The sequence below is a fragment of the Gudongella oleilytica genome, assembly GCF_004101785.1.
GTDB lineage: Bacteria > Bacillota > Clostridia > Tissierellales > Tissierellaceae > Gudongella > Gudongella oleilytica.
The window spans coordinates 242,166-262,696 of sequence record NZ_CP035130.1 but is presented as its reverse complement, the minus strand read 5'-3'; the positions used below and the strand labels follow the sequence as shown (position 1 = coordinate 262,696).

General features: G+C 43.3%; 23 protein-coding genes and 1 riboswitch. Of the genes, 7 read left to right on the top strand and 16 right to left on the bottom strand.

Going from position 1 to position 20,531, the window contains the following annotated elements; all coding sequences use genetic code 11:
* Positions 1–20: 20 nt before the first annotated feature.
* From EC328_RS01265 to EC328_RS01250, 4 genes are all read right to left on the bottom strand, one after another.
* Positions 21–1,088, bottom strand: a complete 1,068-nt coding sequence (locus EC328_RS01265; RefSeq protein ID WP_128425118.1) for a cytochrome c3 family protein — start codon at positions 1,086–1,088, stop codon at positions 21–23.
* A gap of 33 nt (positions 1,089–1,121) precedes the next feature.
* Positions 1,122–1,391, bottom strand: a complete 270-nt coding sequence (locus tag EC328_RS01260) for a hypothetical protein (protein ID WP_128425117.1) — start codon at positions 1,389–1,391, stop codon at positions 1,122–1,124.
* Between the two features lie 55 nt (positions 1,392–1,446).
* The gene (locus tag EC328_RS01255; protein ID WP_128425116.1) at positions 1,447–2,640 is read right to left on the bottom strand and encodes a rhodanese-like domain-containing protein; all 1,194 of its coding nucleotides are present in this window, start codon (positions 2,638–2,640) and stop codon (positions 1,447–1,449) included.
* Positions 2,641–3,034: 394 nt separating this feature from the next.
* A complete protein-coding gene (locus EC328_RS01250) occupies positions 3,035–3,649 on the bottom strand; it encodes a GNAT family N-acetyltransferase (protein WP_128425115.1) in 615 nt (204 codons plus the stop codon).
* Positions 3,650–3,843: 194 nt separating this feature from the next.
* Here EC328_RS01250 and EC328_RS01245 point away from each other — a divergent pair, with 194 nt between their 5' ends.
* Positions 3,844–4,185: a cytochrome b5 domain-containing protein gene (locus EC328_RS01245; protein WP_240671501.1), complete on the top strand. Its 342-nt coding sequence runs from the start codon at positions 3,844–3,846 to the stop codon at positions 4,183–4,185.
* 18 nt (positions 4,186–4,203) lie between these two features.
* Positions 4,204–4,596, top strand: coding sequence for a hypothetical protein (locus EC328_RS01240; protein ID WP_128425114.1), 393 nt, complete (start codon positions 4,204–4,206; stop codon positions 4,594–4,596).
* A 201-nt stretch (positions 4,597–4,797) separates the two neighbouring features.
* Here EC328_RS01240 and EC328_RS01235 read toward each other — a convergent pair whose 3' ends face one another.
* A complete protein-coding gene (locus EC328_RS01235; protein ID WP_128425113.1) occupies positions 4,798–6,192 on the bottom strand; it encodes a dipeptidase in 1,395 nt (464 codons plus the stop codon).
* Between the two features lie 175 nt (positions 6,193–6,367).
* Here EC328_RS01235 and EC328_RS01230 point away from each other — a divergent pair, with 175 nt between their 5' ends.
* Both EC328_RS01230 and EC328_RS01225 read left to right on the top strand, forming a co-directional pair.
* Complete coding sequence (locus EC328_RS01230) at positions 6,368–7,711, top strand: SLC13 family permease (RefSeq protein ID WP_128425112.1); 1,344 nt, start codon at positions 6,368–6,370, stop codon at positions 7,709–7,711.
* Positions 7,712–7,783: 72 nt separating this feature from the next.
* Positions 7,784–8,788 (top strand): DUF4349 domain-containing protein, encoded by a 1,005-nt coding sequence (locus EC328_RS01225; protein WP_164905988.1) that lies wholly within the window; start codon positions 7,784–7,786, stop codon positions 8,786–8,788.
* A 52-nt stretch (positions 8,789–8,840) separates the two neighbouring features.
* On the opposite strand, the gene EC328_RS01220 is transcribed toward EC328_RS01225, so the two are convergent.
* Both EC328_RS01220 and prxU read right to left on the bottom strand, forming a co-directional pair.
* Positions 8,841–9,245, bottom strand: coding sequence for a Fur family transcriptional regulator (locus tag EC328_RS01220; RefSeq protein WP_128425110.1), 405 nt, complete (start codon positions 9,243–9,245; stop codon positions 8,841–8,843).
* Between the two features lie 81 nt (positions 9,246–9,326).
* Positions 9,327–9,938, bottom strand: a complete 612-nt coding sequence (gene prxU / locus EC328_RS01215) for a thioredoxin-dependent peroxiredoxin (protein ID WP_240671539.1) — start codon at positions 9,936–9,938, stop codon at positions 9,327–9,329.
* A 483-nt stretch (positions 9,939–10,421) separates the two neighbouring features.
* On the opposite strand from prxU, the gene EC328_RS01205 reads away from it, so the two are divergent.
* Complete coding sequence (locus EC328_RS01205; protein ID WP_128425108.1) at positions 10,422–10,865, top strand: YaiI/YqxD family protein; 444 nt, start codon at positions 10,422–10,424, stop codon at positions 10,863–10,865.
* 14 nt (positions 10,866–10,879) lie between these two features.
* Entirely contained in the window at positions 10,880–11,464 is a 585-nt protein-coding gene (locus tag EC328_RS01200) for a DJ-1/PfpI family protein (protein ID WP_128425107.1), read from the top strand.
* 66 nt (positions 11,465–11,530) lie between these two features.
* On the opposite strand, the gene EC328_RS01195 is transcribed toward EC328_RS01200, so the two are convergent.
* The 5 genes from EC328_RS01195 to EC328_RS01175 all read right to left on the bottom strand — a co-directional run bounded on the left by EC328_RS01195 (position 11,531) and on the right by EC328_RS01175 (position 15,013).
* The gene (locus EC328_RS01195; RefSeq protein WP_128425106.1) at positions 11,531–12,829 is read right to left on the bottom strand and encodes a DUF4179 domain-containing protein; all 1,299 of its coding nucleotides are present in this window, start codon (positions 12,827–12,829) and stop codon (positions 11,531–11,533) included.
* Complete coding sequence (locus EC328_RS01190) at positions 12,822–13,346, bottom strand: RNA polymerase sigma factor (protein WP_206363887.1); 525 nt, start codon at positions 13,344–13,346, stop codon at positions 12,822–12,824. The genes EC328_RS01195 and EC328_RS01190 overlap by 8 nt, the downstream gene beginning before the upstream one ends.
* Positions 13,347–13,442: 96 nt before the next feature.
* On the bottom strand, positions 13,443–13,787 hold the full coding sequence (locus EC328_RS01185) for a tRNA-binding protein (RefSeq protein ID WP_128425104.1): 345 nt from the start codon (positions 13,785–13,787) through the stop codon (positions 13,443–13,445).
* Position 13,788: 1 nt separating this feature from the next.
* Complete coding sequence (locus EC328_RS01180) at positions 13,789–14,295, bottom strand: dihydrofolate reductase (protein ID WP_164905986.1); 507 nt, start codon at positions 14,293–14,295, stop codon at positions 13,789–13,791.
* A 10-nt stretch (positions 14,296–14,305) separates the two neighbouring features.
* Positions 14,306–15,013 (bottom strand): RtcB family protein, encoded by a 708-nt coding sequence (locus tag EC328_RS01175; RefSeq protein WP_206363886.1) that lies wholly within the window; start codon positions 15,011–15,013, stop codon positions 14,306–14,308.
* Positions 15,014–15,184: 171 nt separating this feature from the next.
* On the opposite strand from EC328_RS01175, the gene EC328_RS01170 reads away from it, so the two are divergent.
* Positions 15,185–15,736 carry a GerMN domain-containing protein gene (locus EC328_RS01170; protein WP_128425102.1) on the top strand — a complete coding sequence of 184 codons (552 nt, stop codon included), beginning with the start codon at positions 15,185–15,187 and terminating at the stop codon, positions 15,734–15,736.
* 45 nt (positions 15,737–15,781) lie between these two features.
* On the opposite strand, the gene EC328_RS01165 is transcribed toward EC328_RS01170, so the two are convergent.
* The 4 genes from EC328_RS01165 to thrC all read right to left on the bottom strand — a co-directional run bounded on the left by EC328_RS01165 (position 15,782) and on the right by thrC (position 20,531).
* Entirely contained in the window at positions 15,782–16,627 is an 846-nt protein-coding gene (locus tag EC328_RS01165; protein WP_128425101.1) for a VOC family protein, read from the bottom strand.
* A gap of 255 nt (positions 16,628–16,882) precedes the next feature.
* Entirely contained in the window at positions 16,883–18,091 is a 1,209-nt protein-coding gene (locus EC328_RS01160; protein ID WP_240671500.1) for a cation:proton antiporter, read from the bottom strand.
* A gap of 12 nt (positions 18,092–18,103) precedes the next feature.
* Positions 18,104–18,162, bottom strand: a riboswitch (Fluoride riboswitch).
* A 40-nt stretch (positions 18,163–18,202) separates the two neighbouring features.
* Positions 18,203–19,057: a homoserine kinase gene (gene thrB / locus EC328_RS01155; RefSeq protein ID WP_128425099.1), complete on the bottom strand. Its 855-nt coding sequence runs from the start codon at positions 19,055–19,057 to the stop codon at positions 18,203–18,205.
* On the bottom strand, positions 19,050–20,531 hold the full coding sequence (gene thrC, locus EC328_RS01150) for a threonine synthase (protein ID WP_128425098.1): 1,482 nt from the start codon (positions 20,529–20,531) through the stop codon (positions 19,050–19,052). Before thrC ends, thrB begins: the two co-directional genes overlap by 8 nt.

Genomic DNA, 20,531 nt, shown 5'->3' with positions numbered 1-20,531 from the left:
GAGCTGGGCTCCCCCTTGTTTTAGTGATCCAGTGAAGGCGGCAACGCTGGAATAAGCGCCTTGTTTGCCTCGCTGTCCGTTTCTCTTAAATCATCCTCGGTAAGCCATATCCTGGTGTTGGTATGGCAAGCTTCGCAGCTTTCGTTCTGGAAGGTGCTCTTCTGAACATTGTGGGAAGGTGAATAGTTCCAGTTGACCTTTTGGTCAAAGTTAGGCATCATATTCTCCTCAACTACCTCAAGCATGGATTCTTGTCCGGGAACGTGTCTAAGTACTACATACTTGTAAGGTCTTTCCTCAGTAGGCTCGGGATTATAGCCTACTCTAAACTGAATTTTCATTTCCGAGGAGCTTTGTAGTCCTGAGCCATCAGCTTTTTCGTCAAGGTGACACTCGTAGCAGTTGTTGTTTGCCTGAGCGTGACATACCTGACATGAAAGCGAATCCCCATGGACCTTATGCTCTACGTCTGTTGCAACTGCAGGATCCTTGTCAGTGTGGCAGTCGGTACAGCTCGGTAGATCAACCTCCCACATATCATAAGGTACTTCTCCGGTTCCATGGAAGTTGTTGACCGGGTGACAGTCCATACAAGTCATGCCTGCATCAAAGTGGACGTCACTGCCAAAGCCTACCAATCCCATAAACTCTCCACCGTTTCTTGCATTATGGCATGCGTAGCAGTTGTTCTCCATTGAAGGAGTACCCTGGAATGTGTGCTGTTCAACAAGACCGTTGGAAAAATTCTTTGGTCTGCTGACGTGGCAGTCCCCGCAGGTTGCATGGCATTTGTAACAGTCATTGCCAAATACCTCTTCATGATGGGGTGACTCTGACAACGATGTTATTCCTGCATACTCCGAGAGACCATTAGCCATTCCATTAAGGTTGAAGTGGATGGCAGTGTCGAAATCTCCTGTTACATCGGAGTGGCATGCGCTGCAGGTTGATTCATAATCTCTTGACGGATAAGGATTCATGTCGGTATGGGCAACTGCTTTGTCAGGTGCGTTTTCGCCACCATGACAGGTGATGCAGCCCAGGCTTCCATGAGTTGATGCAACGAATTCCTCTGATACTAAAAACATTTGCACAGTTTCCAACTGTGGGCCAGCGGCGCCTCAGCCACCAGTGTTTTCAGCAACAGGCCTGTCTTTGCCCCAATCCGATGCTGCTATGACAGCCTCACTTGTATGGCAGGCCACACAGCTTGAGCTGTCGATGGACGGGAATTCAAATGGCTTGTCCTCTCCGCCCCCTACTTCAGTATACTGTTCTTCAGGCAGTGTTGGAGCTATGACGAACTGGTATACTCCTAAAGCCGCCACGCCAAGTACTGCCACAACCACAAGGCTTGTTATCCAATTGTTAAAAACCTTGGGTTTGGACATAGACTTCACCTCCTGTCCAACTAATAGGTTATTGTGTAATCGCTTTTGCCAGTTATTACTCAGTTACTGTGGGAAGAGCTTCTCCATCCCAACCGGTCATTCCTCTGTTAAGGCTGATTGCGTTAAAGCCCATGATCCTCATTGGAGCTATTGTAATTCCAGCTGTCTGCCCTGTGTAGCAGGTAACATAAACTGGTCTGTTCATCGGGATCTGATCGATATTTGCTCCGACAGTCTTAAATGGGATGTTCATTGCAGTTTCAATGTGTCCCTTAGCATAGTCCTCTGCCGCTCTGATGTCCAGAACTGTTATTGCATCCGGATTTTCTTCTACCAATGCAAGAAGATCTGCAGGAGCTATGATATTGTTCTTTTCTGGTGGGAAATAAGCCTTTACAGCATCCCAGATGATTTGCTCTTTCTCGTCAAGCTCAGGAGCCTTTGCTGCAGGAAGTGGATTAGCATCCATTTGCAGTGTGTCCTCTCCAAGGTTTAGGGGAGCCCATCCAAAGTTCATTCCACCTCTGAAGGATACTGCATTGAAGCCCAGCATTTGAGCAAGTGCAGTTGCCTGAGCAGAGGTTTGTCCAGAATAGCACTGGAATATGATCTGCTTGTTCATTGGAAGGACCTCAAGGTTATCTCCAAGTGTAGCCCATGGAATGTTTACTGCGTTTGTTATATGACCCTTAGCATAGTCTTCAGCTGCTCTAAGGTCTACCCAAAGTACTGCATCGGGATTTTCCTCAGCAAGTGCCAATGCTGCGTCTGAAGCCATTATGAAGTTGTTGTCAGGAATATTGTTCAACAAGTTCAAAGCAGCTTCCCTAAGTACATCCTCTTCTATTAGAGCTGGTTCTGCAGGTGCTGGTTCTGGTGCTGGATAGGCGGCAGGATCCAATGCATTATTCACCGCATATATTATCCCTTCGCTGGTATATGTAGCTCCAGATATTACATCAACTTCTGTTGAATTAGCTTCAACAATAATAGCTGGAAGCTGTTCAAGAGCTGGTGTGCCTACTCCAGCAGTCTCATCCTCTCCAACTACCTCAACGCTGATTATCTTATCGCCTTCTACTACAACAGTTGCCTTTATTTCCCCTCCAAATCCCTCGCCGATTCCAGTAAGAGTCTTTCGCTCTGCTGGTGCAGGTGCAGGTTCTGCCTCTGGTGCGCATGCTGTAAGCACTGTTGCAAACATCATAAGTACCAAAAGCAGGCTCATAATTCGTGCTTTGCTTTTCATTTTTTTGCCCTCCTCAGATTTTGTTAGTTAAATTTTTAACTTTTTTTGGTAGCATTATACCAAAGCATATTTAAAGTATACCAGATTTAGGGAATATGTCAATTAACAATTGGCTTAAAATCTGTTGTTCGAAGACTTTACAGCCTACGCACGCGACTATGGTATATCCTTTAGTCAGACGAGCTTTTTCTGTCAGATCAGCAATGGACTTTGCTACCCTATGTTTATGAGCTTAAGATCGGACTATCTGTCCAGTTAACTTATCTGATTGTTATTGTCCTGCTATACTCAATATGGGAAAATAGTCCTATTGTCCATCCGTAGCAGCAATACAGTATTTTATTTAAATATTTGGCTTTTATTAACAAAAAACCCCGCCTTCAGGCGGAGTCCATCATATTTTCTTCCAGTAAATCAGGTCTGTATACATAATCCCTTTGTGCTCCTCATATCTCATCCCTGCAAGATGGTAATTTTGCTTCTTTCTGAATGAAAGTGACGCAAAGTTCGGTACAGGATCCACAAGAGTCTCTGAGAATATGTAATGGATATTATGAGACCTCATCTGCTTGATGATCTCTTCATATATCAGGCTTCCTATTCCTTCACCTGTGTGCTCAGCCACTATTGCGGTTTTGTCGATGAGTACGAAATCATTGAGGAAGCTTTTATCAAAGCTGGGGTGCCAGTTGATTTTTTCTATCCAATCAGGATAATACTTTAGCCACATTGATTTCTTATAGGAGAGCGAAAATCCAATTATTTTACTATTGATCGTTGCCACGAAAAAATACTCCAGGTTCTCTATTCTGTCCCTGAAGAAATTCAAGTAGTATTCAGGGTCTGAATGATAATCATCCATCAGAAAGCCTTGATATGAATCCTTTTGTCCGCTGACGCTGCAGGCTACTCTGTAAATTCCTTCCTCATCGCCCGGCTTTGCCTTACGAACCTGAATTCGGTCTATGTCAAGAGCATCTTCTGTTTTTATCTTTTTATGTAAGTACATATATTACCCCCTTGATTTATGAATTTTAAGAGCCAACTTTAGAAATAGTTAAGTGTGCACTTTAGTATATTATATCAAATTCACAGCCTGATGCATATTCATTTTTTTGCTTATAACCTACTGTTTTTGTTGGCATTAAACCCTTGCTGGGTATAATAGCATCAACCCCTTTAAATACGAAAGGAGCGATATCTATGAAAAGAAAGTATTTTAATCTGCTACTGATATTGGCGATAGCCATAATGGTTTTGGCTGGTTGTGCAACTGCACCTGCAGAAGAGCCGGCAGAGGAGCCCTCTGAGGAGCTGGTGCTGACACTCGAGGAGTTGGCTGAATACGATGGAAAAGATGGAAGAAGAGCCTACGTTGCAGTTGATGGCATCATATATGATATGACAGACTCGCCTGCTTGGAAGGAAGGCGGGCACAATGGCTTCCAGGCCGGACAGGATTTGACAGATGCTATCAAAAACGATTCCCCGCATGGAGTTGGAAAGCTTGAAAATGTTCCTGCAGTTGGAAAGCTGGCAGACTAAAAGAGCTGGGGGTGTTCTATGTATTCGGTATTGGGATGGTTGAATGCAGGTATATTGGTGATTCTTCTTTCACCCTTCCTGCTTAATTTTCTGAATAAACACATTATAAAGACAAAGAGTAACGGTTTCAGGGATCTGATAAAGATTTTAAGAAGATTCCACAAGCCTCTGGGTGTTGCCCTCGCTATACTTGCACCTATTCACGGCTATATGGCACTGGGTGGTTTCAGGCTCCACACGGGGACTCTTCTTTACCTTTCTGCCTTTGCAACGGCAGCTCTTGGAGGGAGCTTCTACAGGTTGAAAAAGCGAGTGCTTTTTCAGTGGCATAAAAGGATGGCTGCGGTGACGGTAGTGCTGCTACTGATCCACATCTTCTTCCCCAGTGCGCTGTTTTACCTGTTTAGATAGTAGGATAGTAAGATTCGTCTGTTATTTCTCTTTCGAATACAATTAAATTAAAATTGCATGTTGAGCAAAGATGATTGAGGGACACTACTTTTAAGGACATTTCCTGGCCAAGCGGCCGTGAGCGGTCCGAAAAAAGTAGTGTCCCTCGATTGCTTCATAATTCTATCTTTTGAGCAGACCGAGTCGCCTGCTTCTACTCCCTTAATTTTCTTCTATATACAGTATCCTCGTGGCTCTTTCAACCGAGCCTGATCCATCGCTTGCTTCGAAGGTAACTACATAGAACTTCTCTTTAAGGGGCGAGGAGATATCCAGCAGGATTTGATCATTCTCTATCACTGCTTTATGGGGAATACCGTTTAGTATCACCCGATAACTCAAATCCTTGCCATTATTTCCTGTTATGGACGCCCTAAGAGAAGGCGTTTTCGTAATAAACCGCTCACCCATCTGAAGAAGCGGTGTTATAGTTACTCCTTCAAGTGATGGCTCCTCTATCCTTGCCATGTCATTTTCCTTAATCACTCTAAGCATATTCAAGCCAAGTATCTTCTTAATATCAAGCTCAGAGTAACCTCTTTTTACAAGCTCCTCAGTTATCTTATACATCCCGGAGGAATCCCCCAGATCTTGCGGCATTACCGCGCCGTCAAAGTCTGAGCCAAGTCCTGCGTGATCAATGCCTGCAAGCTTCACTATGTGGTCTATGTGATCAACTATCCTGGATATTGATGCAGTGCCCGGTTCACTGATAAAGTCCGTATAGAATACGACACCTACCACTCCGCCGTTCTCCTTGATTGCAAGGATCTGATCGTCCTTGAGGTTTCTCTCGTGGATAAACTCTGAAAACGCACCGGAGTGGGACGCGATGATCGGCAGCCTGGAAGTCTCTATCACATCCCAGAAGCTCGTTTCAGCAAGATGACTAACATCAATCACCATTCCAAGCCGGTTCATTTCTTCAACAGTTTTTCTTCCCAGCTCAGTTAGTCCACCCTGAGAAAAGCTGCCGTCTCTGTCGGCATAAGACCTGTATAATCCTTCGCCAAGTGCATTTGAGTAATTCCAGGTAAATCCTATGGCTTTGATCCCCAGATCGTCATACTGCTTAAGGAGCTCGTGCGCATTTCCCTCAGACAAGGAATAGGCTCCTTCGATTGCAGGCACAGCTGCTATCATCTTTTTTAACAAGGCAGCTTCTATTTCCTTGTAGCTGGAGGATATTTTAAGTATATCCCTGTTGTGCTTCTCCGTATAATAGAGCGCATTGATCAGAGCAAGAGTCCTGCTTACGCTTCTGTCCGGATTCCCATGGTATGGAGACGAGTAAGCTGCAAAGAGCGGAACGCTCAGGTTGCCCGCCCTTAGCTTTGCAAGATCTATCTGCAGGTCGGTGTCTCCCCTTAAATCAACTGAAGGAAGCCATGTCTCTTCATCCACTATCTTCATCATGGTATCATTGTGTGAATCTACTACAACTGATTCTATGTGCAGCTTCAAGGGTATCATCACTCCATTTCGTTTTGAATATACAAAGGCTGTTCCGATTATAAGTATTGAAAATGCCAACACAAGGGCAATTATCTTCCTCATCGCTTCCTCCCTTCGTCCCAAATGTCTTCTCTAAAAATCTTCAATTCCATAATAATTGATTATACCCAATAATATGACCTTTAAGGGCTGGTTATTTTCTCGAATCCGGAGCATAAACAACTTAATTGTGCTATTATTAGTGTAAAGCAATCAAGTACTTACATAGGGTGATTCAATGGATAGAAAAAAGAAAATTCTACTTAGCTTCATAGTACCAGTCATTATCCTTTTGATAAGGCCTCTTGGCATGACCATAAACCAGGCGTTCATACTTTCCTCACTTCTATTGGTATTGACCTTCTGGGTAAACAAGGCAGTGAGCAGAACCCTGTCATCCTTAGTTCTGCTTTCCTCCTTTCTTCTTTTTAGCGGAGCACCAGCGGAGGAGATACTCTTCTTCCCGCTTTCTGAAAATTTCTATCTGATCATATTTTCCTTCCTGTTCTCTGAGGGAATAGTTAAGAGCAGGCTGATCGATAAGCTGTTCAAGCCCTACATAGGTTATTTGGCCACTACGCCTGCAAAGCTCCTTGCAGTTATCTCCGGCATGGCATTTGTAATGATATTTATGGTTCCTCAACCCTTCTGCCGCCTTATAATGCTTGCAATGATAATCAGGGAATACTGCGATGGCATTAAAATTGAAGGAAAGCTAAAGGAACTGCTTTTGCTTATGGTTTTCCTGATATCGATGATAACCAACACATTGATTCTCAAGGGTGACATAATAATGAATGCTGCTGTAGTGAACCTTTCAGGCATCGATATTGGCGAGGCACAATGGTTCAGGCTTCTTGCAGCGCCAGGTATTGGGATGCTTACTGCTACCATTGTAGTTTTTCTCTTTGTTTACAGAAAGGAGCTCAGGGGATATTCACCTGGTTTGATCCAGAAGCCTAAGCTGGATATGAGATGCGAAGACTGGTTAAACCTGTCAATCGTAGGAGCAACGATACTCATCTGGGCGCTTGAAAAGTATCATCCCATACCCAGTGCAGGAGTTATCCTTATTGGCACTTTGCTTTTATTTGGCAGAAGGATACTTTCCATAAAAGACCTTAAGGCAATAGAGTGGCCGCTTATGGTATTCTTAACGGCAACCTTTTCCATAGGTGCTGCTATGACCGGAAGTGGAGTTGCGGGGATAATTTTCGGCAGGCTCTCAGTGATTTTCCCACAGGATTTTTCGATCCTTATGATTCTTGCAGTCGTAGCAGCTGCCATGGTGATACACATGATGCTTGGGAGTGTTGTTACAACTATGTCCGTCGCAATACCAGGTATAGCAATAGCTACATCAGGCATAATGCCTGAGATCGCATTGCCCCTCTTAGTATTTATCTCCATAGTTGCCCACTTCTTCCTTCCATTCCACAATGTCCATCTTGTGATCGGTGAGGGCTACGGTTTCTTCAGTTCAGATACTGTTACCGGCTTTGGGATCTATATGACCTTTGTAACTATAGTGTCAATACTTGTTTTTTACCTCCCATGGTGGAGAATTGTAGGCATTTTGTAAAATGATTGTAACCGATTTGTCTCACATAGATAGCCTGTAAAGGGTATAATTAAGCCAAAGGAGATGAGAATGATGAGTAAAAGAATCAAATATGGTGCCCTGTTGCTTGTATTTATACTTGCAATGGCTGTGTTTACAGGCTGCAGCGCAAGAAAGTCCCCAAATGACGGAGTAACGTCAGAGCCTGGATATCCTCAGGAGATGCCTGCAGAAGCACTTGCTCCCCCAGCACCTATGCCTGAGCCCATAGTGGAGGAATCCAAGGGTGGCGATTACGGTCTTGGATCTGATATGGGAGGGTCCATAGAACCTGACAAGATCATAACTACCGTATATCTTGGTGCTGAAACAACGGAGTTTGACAAGTCTCTTGAATCTCTGTATTCTCTGATCCAGCAGGCAGGGGGTTATCTCGCAAGCTCCAACATATACTATGGAAGCCACTATGAAGGCACTCAATATCGAAGCGGTGATTTTTCCATCAGAATACCGAGGGAAAAAGTAAACCAGTTCAGGACCCAGCTTCCAGAGATCGGAAATATTACAAGCGAAAGCACTTCTAAAGAGGACGTTACCCAATATTACAGGGATACTGAATCAAGGCTGAATGTGCTCACTATTAAGGAAGAGAGACTTCTTTCACTTCTTGAAAAAGCGGAAAAAATAGAGGACATAATCGCTCTTGAGAATCAACTGAGCGAGGTGATCTACGAAAAGGAAAATCTAAAGGCAACATTGATAAACCTCGATGACAGGATAGATTATTCGACATTTAATATAAGCCTTAAAGAGGTAGCCAAGGTAACGACTACTGAGACAGTTGAAACGACTTTTATGGACAGAGTAAGAAATGCCTTTGATAACTCATTGTACCAGTTTGTAAGATCAGCTGAAAATTTCGCAATATTTCTGATCTACAACGGTCCGTCGCTTATAGTACTCCTAATAGTATTCTTCATTATATTCCTGATCCTTAGGGGAATTTTAAGAAGACTATTTGGAAAAAGCAAAAAAAATATAAGTCCAAAAGCACATGAGCCTCAAAAGGAAGAACCAAAGGAAGATAATAAGGAATAGAACAAAGCTGGCAATAAAAAACACCCTGCGGGGTGTTTTTTATTAGTCAATTTTAGTGACACTTCGGACATACTCCTGTTACGAGAACTTGCTCGTCTGCTATTATAAACCCGTCCATGTCGTCTATAAATTCTATTTTCTCTACATTCAAATCATAAATACTGTCGCAGCTCTGACATTTGAAATGTCCGTGGAATCCTCTCGCCGCCTCATATCTAAGCTCATTGCCCTCAATGTTCAAGGCCTGAGCCAGCTCATATTCTGTAAATAGCTTCAAGGTGTTGTATACAGTGGTCTTTGAGAGAGTGAGTATTTCCTTTGACAGAACCTCATATATCTCATCCACAGTTGGGTGTATGCGAGCATTCATAAGCAGGCTAAGTATCCTGACTCTGATAAAGGAAGGTCTTATCCCTTTTTGCTTTAACATTTTAATTGCATTGTCATAATTTTTCATCCACACAACCCCACTCAATTTATTTACATGCTGATTTATTATACCGTAATGAGTTGGGAGGGTCAATGTTTTTGACCAATCTTAGTCTTCAAATGCCTCGCTTACATTCCATACCTCCCATACCTTTCCAACAAGGTCTGGACTTGGCTCAAGAACCTTTTTGCCTGGCTTCCACCCTGATGGAGTAGCCTTGGTTCCCTTTGATTCCCTAACCAACTGGAATGCCTTTACTTGCCTAATGCTCTCAGAGACGTTTCTTCCAACTGGAGGTGTAAGCACCTCAAATCCCTGGATCACTCCATCCGGGTCGATTATGAATCTGCCTCTTGTCTCCACTCCGCTGTCCTCATCATATATACCATACATCTTGCCGATGTAGCCGTCCTGATCGGATGCCATCGGGAATGGGATATCCTTGCCTATCATCTTTGAAAGCTCATGGTCATTCCACATTTTGTGGACGAAGTGGCTGTCAACGCTCATTGAAATAACCTCTACTCCAAGTGACTGAAGCTCATTGTATTTTTCAGCAACTGCTGAAACCTCGGTCGCTCAGACAAAGGTGAAGTCGCCTGGGTAGAAACATAATAGTACCCATTTGCCCTTATAGTCCTCTAACTTTACATTGGTGAAAGCTCCTTTGTAAAATGCCGGTGCTTCAAATAGTGGTGCAGGTTTGCCTACTTTTACCATTGACTCTACCTCCTTAAGTTCTTGCTGGATCTCAGTTGATGATGTTGACTCCTGTTTGATCTTCTTGATTGCTGGTCTGTCGCAGCCTGGTTTCAATGTTTCTGCCAAGTTTACACCTCCTATGTTTTTTGTAACGATTACAATATTATATATATTGTAACATCTCGTATTAATTAATTCAATACCCTGACGTTTCCTATAAGAAACTTATTTAGGGATAATGTCAAAAATAATTATGCCCCCAATCCTGGAAGGCATAACAGAATTCCTGCAAACACCGAAAGGACAAGATTGCCCTTCCAATATGACAGAACTCCCGATACAGCTATTCCAACGATTGCCACTGGAAAATAGCCTATAACAATAGGCAAACCCGAAATACATGCAAGAGGATGGTTTATTAAGGATATTGTAGATATATCGCCATCTTTGGGTATGAAGCTACCTGACAACATAAATTTCTGTCCAGAAGGAGATAGTGCTATGAGGATATACATAGATGCAGACGGCTGTCCTGTGGTTGATACAGCTGTATCTATTGCAAGAGGCAAAGGAATTCCTGTGACCATTGTGAAAAACCATTCACATATTATAGAAAGTGATTATGCCACGGTGATCACAGTTGACAATTCAAGAGATAGTGCTGATTTTTATATTGCAAACCATTCAACTAAGGGAGACGTTGTCATTACTCAGGACAATGGCCTGGCAGCAATGTGTCTGGCAAAGGGATCCCTTGTTATCAATCAGAACGGAGTGGTAATAACCTCAGACAATATAGATGCTATGCTTTATTCGAGACATGTGCACAGAGAATTAAGGCAGAGGGGGATCTATACCTCCAAGTCGGGTAAAAGATCCAGAGACCAGGATATAAACTTTAGAATTGCCTTCAAGCGATTATTGGACAAGCTGATCAACGGATGAAAGGAGGCTGGGCAATGGATATAAATATTCTACTTTTTGATGATTATGAAACATTGGATGTATTTGGGCCAGTTGAGGTATTCGGTAATATTGGCAAGAGCTATTCCTTAAGGTATTTATCCTTGGAGGGCGGACTTATTAGAAGCAGACATGGTTTCCTGGTTCATACTGACCCACTTCAGGAATTTGTTGAAGATGGGATACTCTTTATTCCTGGAGGCTATGGAACCAGAGTATTGGTGAGCGACGGTGATTATATAAATATGGTACGGGATCTCGCTTCAAGGAGCAGGTACTGTCTTACTGTTTGTACCGGTTCAGCGATCCTTGCGAAAACAGGACTATTGAAGGGGCTTAAAGCAACCTCCAATAAAATTTCCTTTGATTGGGTTAAAACTATTGACCATGAGGTATTGTGGATCAAGAGAGCGAGATGGGTTGCAGATGAAAAATTCTGGACATCCTCAGGAGTTTCAGCTGGAATAGATATGGCGCTTGGCTTCGTCGAAATGATCAACGGTAGGGGTAAAGCACTTGAGGCAGCTCATTTTATGGAATATATGTGGAATGAAAATATGGAGGAGGATCCATTTGCATAAGGGAAAGCTTCTGTCCAGCCTTTCGCAAAAAGTTTTGACCGGCCAATCTGATCTGGCCGGTCTTTTTTATTCCTTTAAGGCTTCCTGGTAAACAACCATTTCATAATTCTTTGTATAAATGATATTTCTGATCGATAGCTTTAGGTCTTCGCCTATTCCTTCAAAGCTTAGGGTCCTAATATTTGAGAACTTGTTTTCAGGAAACTCCACGAAAGTGCTTTCGGAGGTCTCCACCAGTTTATATTCCTCATCATCGGCGATGAGCACAGTCCCTGGTATCCTTGTACCAATATCTGTGCTTATGGTTATCATAGTAGATGTCTCGCTTCTTTCGATCTTAAGAATATCGAGCCTGTTACCCATGATCTCGATATAGCCTCCCTCTTTTATCGTATACGTCTCCTCCAGCTTCTCTGAGACGCTTATCTTGTCAAGAACCAACTCAACGGATTTAGTACCAGGTGGAAGCTTGTCAAAGATAACCTCGAATCTACTTCCGTTGATGTTCGTACTCATTCCGGACCCAAGTCTGTTCAAAAGCACTCCATCTGCGTAAAGACTCATCTCCAAGGCCTGAGGCATGAGAGCTTCACCCTTCATCCTATCCAGTCCGAGAGATATTATGTCCTGGATTTCACCCTTCACTACAGTTGAAATCGGAGACATGTTAATGCTTTCTATAGTCATTGTCCTGCCGGAAAGATCTATTTTTTTATTTATTCTATTTCTAATGGTTTCTCCCAATGCTTCACTTCGATCGAGCTTGAATGAGATTTCACCGTACTCCCATATTCCATTCTCAAGTTGATTGCTTAAATCCAACTTAATGGTCTGAACAAAGAATTTAGGTACATCCCGGGTAGTCAAGACCCATTTTTGTGAGTATTCATCCTTGAGGATCTTTCCTGCTCCACTTGAGCTGCTGTTGAAAAATGGTGCCTTTACCGTAACACCTATTATTTGATCCTCGATATTTCTGGTTTTTGTCGTATCCTCGATAGTATAGAAAATCACCATCCCATTGCCATCAAGCATGACCCAGTCAAGCTGAACCTTCATACCGTCCCTGAAGATATAGCTTTTATCTACCTGTTGACCCTTGCCCAGCCTTCCCAGTTCAAGAAGTGTTCCATCCATAACTCCTTCATATCCAAGCAGCTGCTTACCGTAGAACGCCAATGTAGAGCTGTTGTAGGCAAGAATAGATATCACGAGTAGAACGGCTGCAGCTTTGGACAAGCTCCACTGCCTTCTCCTGTGCTTTCCTTGCAGCGCTTGTCTAAGCTTACTCTCAAGTTCTTCTGGTGCTTTTATGGCATCAAGCTCAAACTTCTTATTTAATAGCATTTTTTCAAGATCACTCATTGAAGCTCACCCCCTCCATCAAAGCCTTAAGTTGTGTCATAGCAGAATTTATTCTGGATTTAACTGTTCCAAGCGGCACTTGTAAAAGCTCTGCTATCTCCGAATACTCCATATCCATGTAATATCTTAATCTGATCACTTCCTGGTGCTTTAAGGAAAGCTGGGAAACAAATACTTCTATATCCAGTCTATCCGCGATTTTCTTTGTATCGTCAACAGATTCTACAAGCTCATCAAAGCCTGTTCCGCTGCTCCTTGATCTTCTTGTCAGCTCTTTCTTGCACAAATTGACAAGAATGGTCTTGCTCCAAGAGTAGAATTTTTCCAATTCCCTAAGTCGGCTGATATTTTGATACAAAGCTACTATCATGTCCTGCAGCATATCCTGAGCATCCTGCTGGTTTCTCATATAAGTGAGGGCCAGCCTGTAGTAGCTGTCCTTCTCATTCATAACAAGACTTACAAGTGCATCCTTGTCACCCTTTTTAGCTTTTTCTGTCAGCTCTTTAAGCTCCACCCTCTCACCTCTTTCATATATATGAGTCTCAAGACTATCAAAAGGTTCATTTCGATCAAAAAATATTAGACGCCATATCAATTTGGCGTCCATATTCTATCCAAGTATGTCTCCCGGCTTGACTCTCTTGTCTGGTGTTATGAGCACGACTCCTCCTTCGGAGTACGTTCCAAGAACCAGAACCTCGGACTGAAATCCTGCAATATTTCTCGGTGGAAAATTTACAACAGCAAGCACCTGCTTGCCAATAAGCTCTTCTGGCGTAAAGTGCTCAGTGATCTGGGCGCTGGACTGCTTTTTGCCAATTGGTTCTCCAAAATCAACAAGGAGTTTATAGGATGGTTTTTTTGCTCGTTCAAATACCTTTGCTTCCAAAATCTCCCCAACTCTTATATCCAGCTTCATAAAATCATCAAAGGCGATTTCCTTTTTTCTGTCCATGCTACCACCTCACTCTTTTGTAATCTATATATCTATAGTAGATGTCATCTTGTCTGAAAACCTCAGATTCTTCAACCATCTCCCAATCTGGGTCCAAATCAAGATTTGGAATAAAGGTGTCCGTGTTTCTGAAATCTCTGAATATCTTTGTGATGTAAGCCTTATTGCAAAATAGAAGCAGCTGTCTTGCAATAGTGCCTCCTCCAGTCACAAATACCTCCATTTCCTTGTCAGGATTGATTTCCTTAAGAAGAGGAAAAAGGTCCTCTAGAGAGTTGACTATTATAAAGCCTTCCTTAGTGAATTCCTTATTCCTTGTTACGATAATGTTGATCCTGTTTTCCAGTGGCTGTTGGTTTGGCAGGGCTTCCATTGTTTTTCTTCCCATGATCACCATATGACCCTCTGTGATCCTTCTAAATCTGTGCAGATCCTCTTCGATCTCAACAAGCATCTGCCCGTTGTAGCCTATTTTCCAATTGCCATCGACTGCAAATATCAAGTTCATGTGCATCCTCCTATGCCTTAAAATTGTATATGGGTACTATCCTGTCTGTCACTTGGACTGTATCTCCGATCCTTTCTAAAATCTCCTCGAGAGGCTTGTATGAAAATGGACTCTCGTCAATTGTTCCCTCATGCACTGATGTTGAATATATCCCCTTCATTGACTCTCTGAAACTTTCCATGGCTCCTTCGTCTCTGGCCATTCTCCTGCTCCCGGAATGGATCACCAGATAATGATTTCCAGAGCTGTCTCTGCCCACTTCTATGAAATGATTGCCTCCTCCAAGGGTACCGATGCTTCTCTGGATCCTGTCAATGCCTTTAAGCTCCCTGAAGCACCTTAGACCAGTCAACTCAGCCATTGTTTTTACAGGGTCTCTGTGAGTTTTGGTTCCCGATGGGATCCTTTTTCTAATGAACCTATCGAGCTCAGCAGGGTCAGGGCAATTGTCCCCAAGCTTTATCGTCAGCATCCCGCAACCGATATCGACACCTACCAGATTTGGAACTACCACATCCCCCAGCTTAGCTGTAAGACCAATTACACAGCCTATTCCCTGGTGTACGTCTGGCATTATCCTTACTTTTTTATCCTTTATATAATCCTGATCCAAAAACTCCTTTATTTGCTGAAGGGCTCCTTCCTCAACATTATCGGCGAAAACTTTCGCTTCCCCGTACATCCCTTTGACCACCATAAAATCAACTCTCCTTGTCAAATGGCTTTATACCCCCTATGTCATACTGAATACCATAATTTCGATTATTGGTGCATTTCGCTTAACTGAGCCGTTTTGTCACCGAATTGTAAATTGTAGCGCTTCAAAATTGTGGTATTATATGAATAAGGACAAGGAATTGGTCCAGTTGGATCTAAGGGGGTAAATAAAATGAAAAAATTGACTATATTGCTGTTGGCTCTGGCCTTGGTACTGGGTCTTGCCGCTTGTGCACCTAAGGAGGAGCCTCAACCGCCTGTGGAGGAGCCGGTAAATGAGCCAGCAGAGGAGCCTGCCGTTGAGGAGAAAACCGAGGAGGTTGTTCTTTTCTTTGGCAACAATGAGTACATCATGACTGGAGACGAGCAGTACGAGTGGATGCTTACAGAGGTTCAGGAGATAACCTATGGCGAGATCTGCCTTGAGGAGGCCATAGTAAGAGCCCTGATGGCTGGTCCTATGGATACTGATAAGCTAAGCACAGGATTTACAGAAACCATTCAGCTGATCTCTGTGGACGTACTGGATGGAACAGCTTATGTGAACTTTGCCAGTGAAGGGCTTCATGGAGGTTCAATGCAGGAGAGCTATATTATCGGCCAGGTAGTAGAATCCTTGACACAGCTTGACTCAGTCGACAGGGTTCAGTTCCTTGTTGACGGACAGGAAGCGGAAACACTGATGGGACACATGAGCATAGAGGGTCCAATCGAGGCATATTGAATTGAAATCTAAAGGAGCTTCCCATAAATGGGCAAGCTCCTTTAATCATTTAATGATTATCCTGTTTCCGGAAGGGTCTTTGGTTAAAAGCTCTCCATCTATTATGGTTCCAAAGTATCCGGCTTCATTCAGCTTTTTTTCAAGTTCCCCAAGGTCTTCTCCAGCCGCTGTCAAAAGAAAGCTGTCAAGACCTGAGGCATTATCCGGAGCTGTTTGTGCACCTCTGCCATTCCAAACGTTAAATCCTATGTGGTGATGATAACCTCCAGTTGAAACAAAGCAGGCACTTGCTGCCATGGAATGGACCAACTGGAATCCCAGCACCTCGTAAAATCTAAGTGCTGAATCAAGATCACCCACATGAAGATGGATGTGCCCAAGTACCGTAGTCGCTGGCATACCCTTCCATAATGATCCCTCAGCCTCTCTTAGTATGCCCTTGTAATCAAGAGGTTTTGTATACATGACTTGCTTGTCTGATTCATATTCCCATTTGGTATCTGGAATGTCTGAATAAACCTCGATCCCGTTTCCCTCCGGGTCCTCCATGTAAAATGCTTCACTGACTCCGTTGTTGGATCCTCCAATATGATTTGCCCCATAATCGAGTATATGTCTAATGAAGCTTCCAAGATCCCCCCTTGATGGAAGAAGAATTGCAAAGTGGTACAGTCCAGCCCGACCTCTTGGCTTAGGAACTATATCGGGATTTGTTATGAGGGTCAATATTTCCCTATCCCCATCAACCGTAAGAGTTATCTTCTCTGGTTCTTCCTTAAGAATTTTAAGCCCCATGCCTTCAGTATAGAACTTCTTCATCAAATGAATATTTCGAGCTCTTAGAGTAATCGCGATCGGATGTCTTAAGCTGTCTGAATGGTAATTGTTCATATTTATCACCTTCTATATAATGGTGATTTCCCTATACCCCAGGCTCTAAAATTCAAAACAATCTCACCTATTTTTGTCGTTTCCTCCGTATTGAGTTATAAATCAAATAAGGCGCAAAACAAAATGCAAAGATAAACTCCTTCGCCATGTAGTCACCTGATCCATCAAACCTGAACTGTCTGAGAATCTGATCTGGCAGGAAAGGATAGATTATGCCTTGATAATAGCATATTTCAGTTCAGAAAAGATTCATTTTCAGTCTTTTATCATCGGTGAAAGCAGCCTGATCCCCATGGCTCCCAGTGGTGCAGTTAGTATGATAGAAAGCACTGCTACAGCAAGAATAAGTTCCCCCGAAGCAACACCTGCAGCAAGTGGTACAGCGCCTATAGCCGCCTGCACTGTAGCCTTAGGAGTGTAGGCAACTGCACAGAAAGATCTTTCCTTTAGATCCAAATTTGTCCCTACGAGGGAGATGAACACTCCTATTGACCTCGCCAGCAGCCCTATAAAAAGAACCAGGAATGCTGCAGCTCCTCCATCGAGAGCCACATGGACATTCACCTGAGCTCCAACCAATACGAATAGAAGTATCTCTGCAAGGATCCATATTTTATTGAACTTTACTGACAGCCTCTTTGCTACGACTCCCCTTTTCAAGAGGATGATAAAGCCTATGGTCATTACGCTTAAAAGACCTGCTATTGGTATGGTATTTACAAGGATATCCTCTGCAGCCATAATCAAAATGGCAGCTCCAGTGACCATCAGCACTTTTTTGGTATCTCTTATATGATAACTCTCGAAAATTCTAACAAATATTAAACCTGCGATAACGCCCAAGCTAACTCCTGTTATTATCGATACGGGAATCCTCATAAACTGTGAAAATACATTAATATCCTGACCTCCATAAAGGCCAAGAAATCCAGTAAAAATAGTGATCATAACTATATCATCCAGAGATGCGCCGGCAAGTATCATGGTCGGTATACCCTTCCTTGTTCCAATACCATTTTCTTTGAAATGAAGCATTGCAGGAACAACGACTGCTGGGGAAACCGCCGCTATGATAAATCCAAGAATACCACCCTCTACTAAAGATAATCCCATCAGTCTATTGGAAACGAGCATTATTGCAATGCCTTCTATGACTCCCGGAATAAAGCTAAGCCTCAGTGCGGGCTTTCCTACCTTCTTCAGTTCATCCCAGTCCAGCCCCAATCCCGCCCTTAACAGTATCACAATAAGAGCTATCTCCCTAAAATCTGAGGATACTCTCAAAAGGTCAGGATTCAGTAGATCCATGCCATATGGACCGATAATTATGCCCAATAAAAGCATTCCCAGAAGTCCCGGAAGCCTTAGCTTTGTGAAAACGTAATTCGCAATTAACCCCAGAATAGTTATTACTCCCAATCCTGTCGCCATTTTATCATCCTTAAGTGCAAAAAAATCCTGCAAAGGGCTACTCAGCCCTTTGCAGGAGTCATCAGCTTGCGCATTTAATGGCGAACCCCATCGCCTATACTGTTTGATTATACAGTCAATGGCTTCTTGTGTCAACATGGTTATCTACAGCTCAACCGCTCCCTCGTAATCCGGTTGAAGTGGTATTGCTCTCCAATTGTTGGGGAGCCTGGAAAGGTATTTCTCCATATCAGAAAGAAATCTTCCAGTATCTCCTTTTACTATGCACATTATCGTTGATCCTGCACCGCTCAGGTATGAACCCAGCGCTCCGAATTTTCTACTAATCTCAATTATCCTGTCAAAATCAGGTATCAATACACCTCTGTAGGGTTGATGGATCCTGTCCTTCAAACCTTGGAATATTAAGTCGTCCCTTCCGGTCGCTAGTGCAGATATCAGTATACTGACCCTCCCTGCATTATAGACTGCATCCTTTAAGGGTATCTCTCTCGGAAGAACTGCCCTGGCTTCAGCCGTTGAAAGCTGGAACTCAGGAACAAGCGCTATGAACCTAAGGTCATCAGACAATTCCAGGCGGTTGGTCACTATGCCATCCTCATCCATAACAGAAATCATAAGTCCTCCGTATATTGCAGGAGCAACATTGTCAGGATGTCCTTCCAGCTGGGTCGCAATATTAAGGATATCCTCTTTGTCCAGAGTGTTGCCCATTATAGAATTGGCTCCCATTATACCGGCAGCTATACAGGCTGCAGAGGATCCCAAGCCTCTTGATGAGGGAATTTCTGCCTCTACAGTTATTTCTGCATTGACTACGTCCTTACCCATTGCCTGGAATGTGTATTTATAAGCCCTGTGGATCATGTTCTTGTCATCCAGGACACTATTGGGATCATCTTTGAATTCATAGATATTGTATAAGCTAAGGGCAAGACCAAGTACGTCAAAGCCTGGCCCCATATTTGCAGTGGTCGCAGGGACTCTTATCCTAACCATTGGTTTTGCTCCCTTCCAAAAAACTTTTCACAGCATCTCTCATACGGGATTTTTCGCATACTTTACTATGGCGGATCGGAAGCTTTTCAAGCTCACTCATTCTCTCAGGAACAGGAATTCCCATTAGATCTCCAAGCCTTTTCATCCCTTCGAACTCATCTTTGTACTCATCCTCACCAATTGAAGCGAGTACCTTACCGGAGAACTTAAACGGACTTGCTGTCGAGGCTATCAAAGCGGGTACATTATCCCCTGAATCCTTAAGATACCTTTCCCATACACTGTAGGCTATGGCAGTATGGGGATCCATAAGGTAGCCATCACCTGACCATAATTTTTCTATAGCAGAGGATATATGCTGTTCTCCTGCCATTCCAGGAACTACCGGTCCAAGGCTATCCTTAGTCCACTGATAGTGACCTCTGTCTTGAAGAAGCCTCATTTTATCTTTAATTTCCACCGCATTTCCCCCGGACATATGGAAAAGATACCTCTCAAGGTTACTGGATATAAGGATATCCATGGATGGTGAGGATGTAAGGATAAGCTTTCTTCTCCTGTCATAAATGTTGCTTTCAAAAAAATCCGTGAGAACTCGGTTGTCATTAGATGCACAAAGAAGCTTGTTTACAGGTAGTCCCATCCTCATGGCATAGTATGCAGCCAGGATATTTCCGAAGTTTCCTGTAGGAACCGCAATATTTATCTTCTCTCCAAGCTTTATTTCTCCTTGCTCTGCCAAGCTTAGATAGCCGTACACATAGTAGACTATCTGCGGAAGGAGTCTTCCAATATTTATTGAATTTGCTGAGGAGAGAACAAATCCCTTTTCCTTCAGCTCCTCGTTGAATACCTTGTCATTGAATATTTCCTTTACTCCATTCTGGGCATCGTCAAAGTTTCCCTTCACTGCCGCCACATAGGTGTTGGCGCCTCTTTGCGTTACCATCTGAAGCCTTTGGATCTTGCTGACTCCGTTTTCAGGGTAGAATACAACGACCCTTGTTCCGGGCACATCTTTGAACCCCTCAAGAGCAGCCTTTCCGGTATCTCCCGAGGTAGCCGTCAATATTACTACTTCCTTGCTCTCGCCTTGTTTAATAGCTGCTGTCTTCAGAAGATATGGCAGGACCGTAAGAGCCATGTCCTTAAAGGCAAGAGTCGGCCCCTTGAACAGCTCGAGAAAAAAAGCTCCACCTGCTTTTCTAATGGGCACAATGTCTTTATCCTCGAACTTATGGTCGTAGGCTCCCTCCACAGCTTGAAGGATCTCCTCCTCAGAGTAGTCGTCAAGATACAACTTTAATATCCCAAACGCAAGCTCTCTGTAGTTTTTCCCCATTAGCTCCTCAAGAGGTGGCAATTGCGGGAAGGCTTCAGGGACGAACAAGCCACCATCATCAGATATACCCTTTAGGATCGCCTGACTGGCCGATACATATATATCCTTGTTTCTTGTACTGTAGTATCTCAT

Excerpts from the sequence above, each read along its gene's own strand:
- EC328_RS01260 (WP_128425117.1), bottom strand. The coding sequence starts at position 1,391 with ATGTCCAAACCCAAGGTTTTTAACAATTGGATAACAAGCCTTGTGGTT.
- EC328_RS01245 (WP_240671501.1), top strand. The coding sequence starts at position 3,844 with ATGAAAAGAAAGTATTTTAATCTGCTACTGATATTGGCGATAGCCATA.
- EC328_RS01170 (WP_128425102.1), top strand. The coding sequence starts at position 15,185 with ATGAAAAAATTGACTATATTGCTGTTGGCTCTGGCCTTGGTACTGGGT.
- EC328_RS01165 (WP_128425101.1), bottom strand. The coding sequence starts at position 16,627 with ATGAACAATTACCATTCAGACAGCTTAAGACATCCGATCGCGATTACT.
- EC328_RS01235 (WP_128425113.1), bottom strand. The coding sequence starts at position 6,192 with ATGAGGAAGATAATTGCCCTTGTGTTGGCATTTTCAATACTTATAATC.
- EC328_RS01225 (WP_164905988.1), top strand. The coding sequence starts at position 7,784 with ATGAGTAAAAGAATCAAATATGGTGCCCTGTTGCTTGTATTTATACTT.
- EC328_RS01200 (WP_128425107.1), top strand. The coding sequence starts at position 10,880 with ATGGATATAAATATTCTACTTTTTGATGATTATGAAACATTGGATGTA.
- thrC (WP_128425098.1), bottom strand. The coding sequence starts at position 20,531 with ATGAGATACTACAGTACAAGAAACAAGGATATATATGTATCGGCCAGT.
- EC328_RS01220 (WP_128425110.1), bottom strand. The coding sequence starts at position 9,245 with ATGAAAAATTATGACAATGCAATTAAAATGTTAAAGCAAAAAGGGATA.
- EC328_RS01205 (WP_128425108.1), top strand. The coding sequence starts at position 10,422 with ATGAGGATATACATAGATGCAGACGGCTGTCCTGTGGTTGATACAGCT.
- EC328_RS01240 (WP_128425114.1), top strand. The coding sequence starts at position 4,204 with ATGTATTCGGTATTGGGATGGTTGAATGCAGGTATATTGGTGATTCTT.
- EC328_RS01250 (WP_128425115.1), bottom strand. The coding sequence starts at position 3,649 with ATGTACTTACATAAAAAGATAAAAACAGAAGATGCTCTTGACATAGAC.
- thrB (WP_128425099.1), bottom strand. The coding sequence starts at position 19,057 with ATGGTTAGGATAAGAGTCCCTGCGACCACTGCAAATATGGGGCCAGGC.
- EC328_RS01265 (WP_128425118.1), bottom strand. The coding sequence starts at position 1,088 with ATGTTTTTAGTATCAGAGGAATTCGTTGCATCAACTCATGGAAGCCTG.
- EC328_RS01185 (WP_128425104.1), bottom strand. The coding sequence starts at position 13,787 with ATGGACAGAAAAAAGGAAATCGCCTTTGATGATTTTATGAAGCTGGAT.
- EC328_RS01230 (WP_128425112.1), top strand. The coding sequence starts at position 6,368 with ATGGATAGAAAAAAGAAAATTCTACTTAGCTTCATAGTACCAGTCATT.
- EC328_RS01255 (WP_128425116.1), bottom strand. The coding sequence starts at position 2,640 with ATGAAAAGCAAAGCACGAATTATGAGCCTGCTTTTGGTACTTATGATG.
- EC328_RS01180 (WP_164905986.1), bottom strand. The coding sequence starts at position 14,295 with ATGAACTTGATATTTGCAGTCGATGGCAATTGGAAAATAGGCTACAAC.
- EC328_RS01195 (WP_128425106.1), bottom strand. The coding sequence starts at position 12,829 with ATGAGTGATCTTGAAAAAATGCTATTAAATAAGAAGTTTGAGCTTGAT.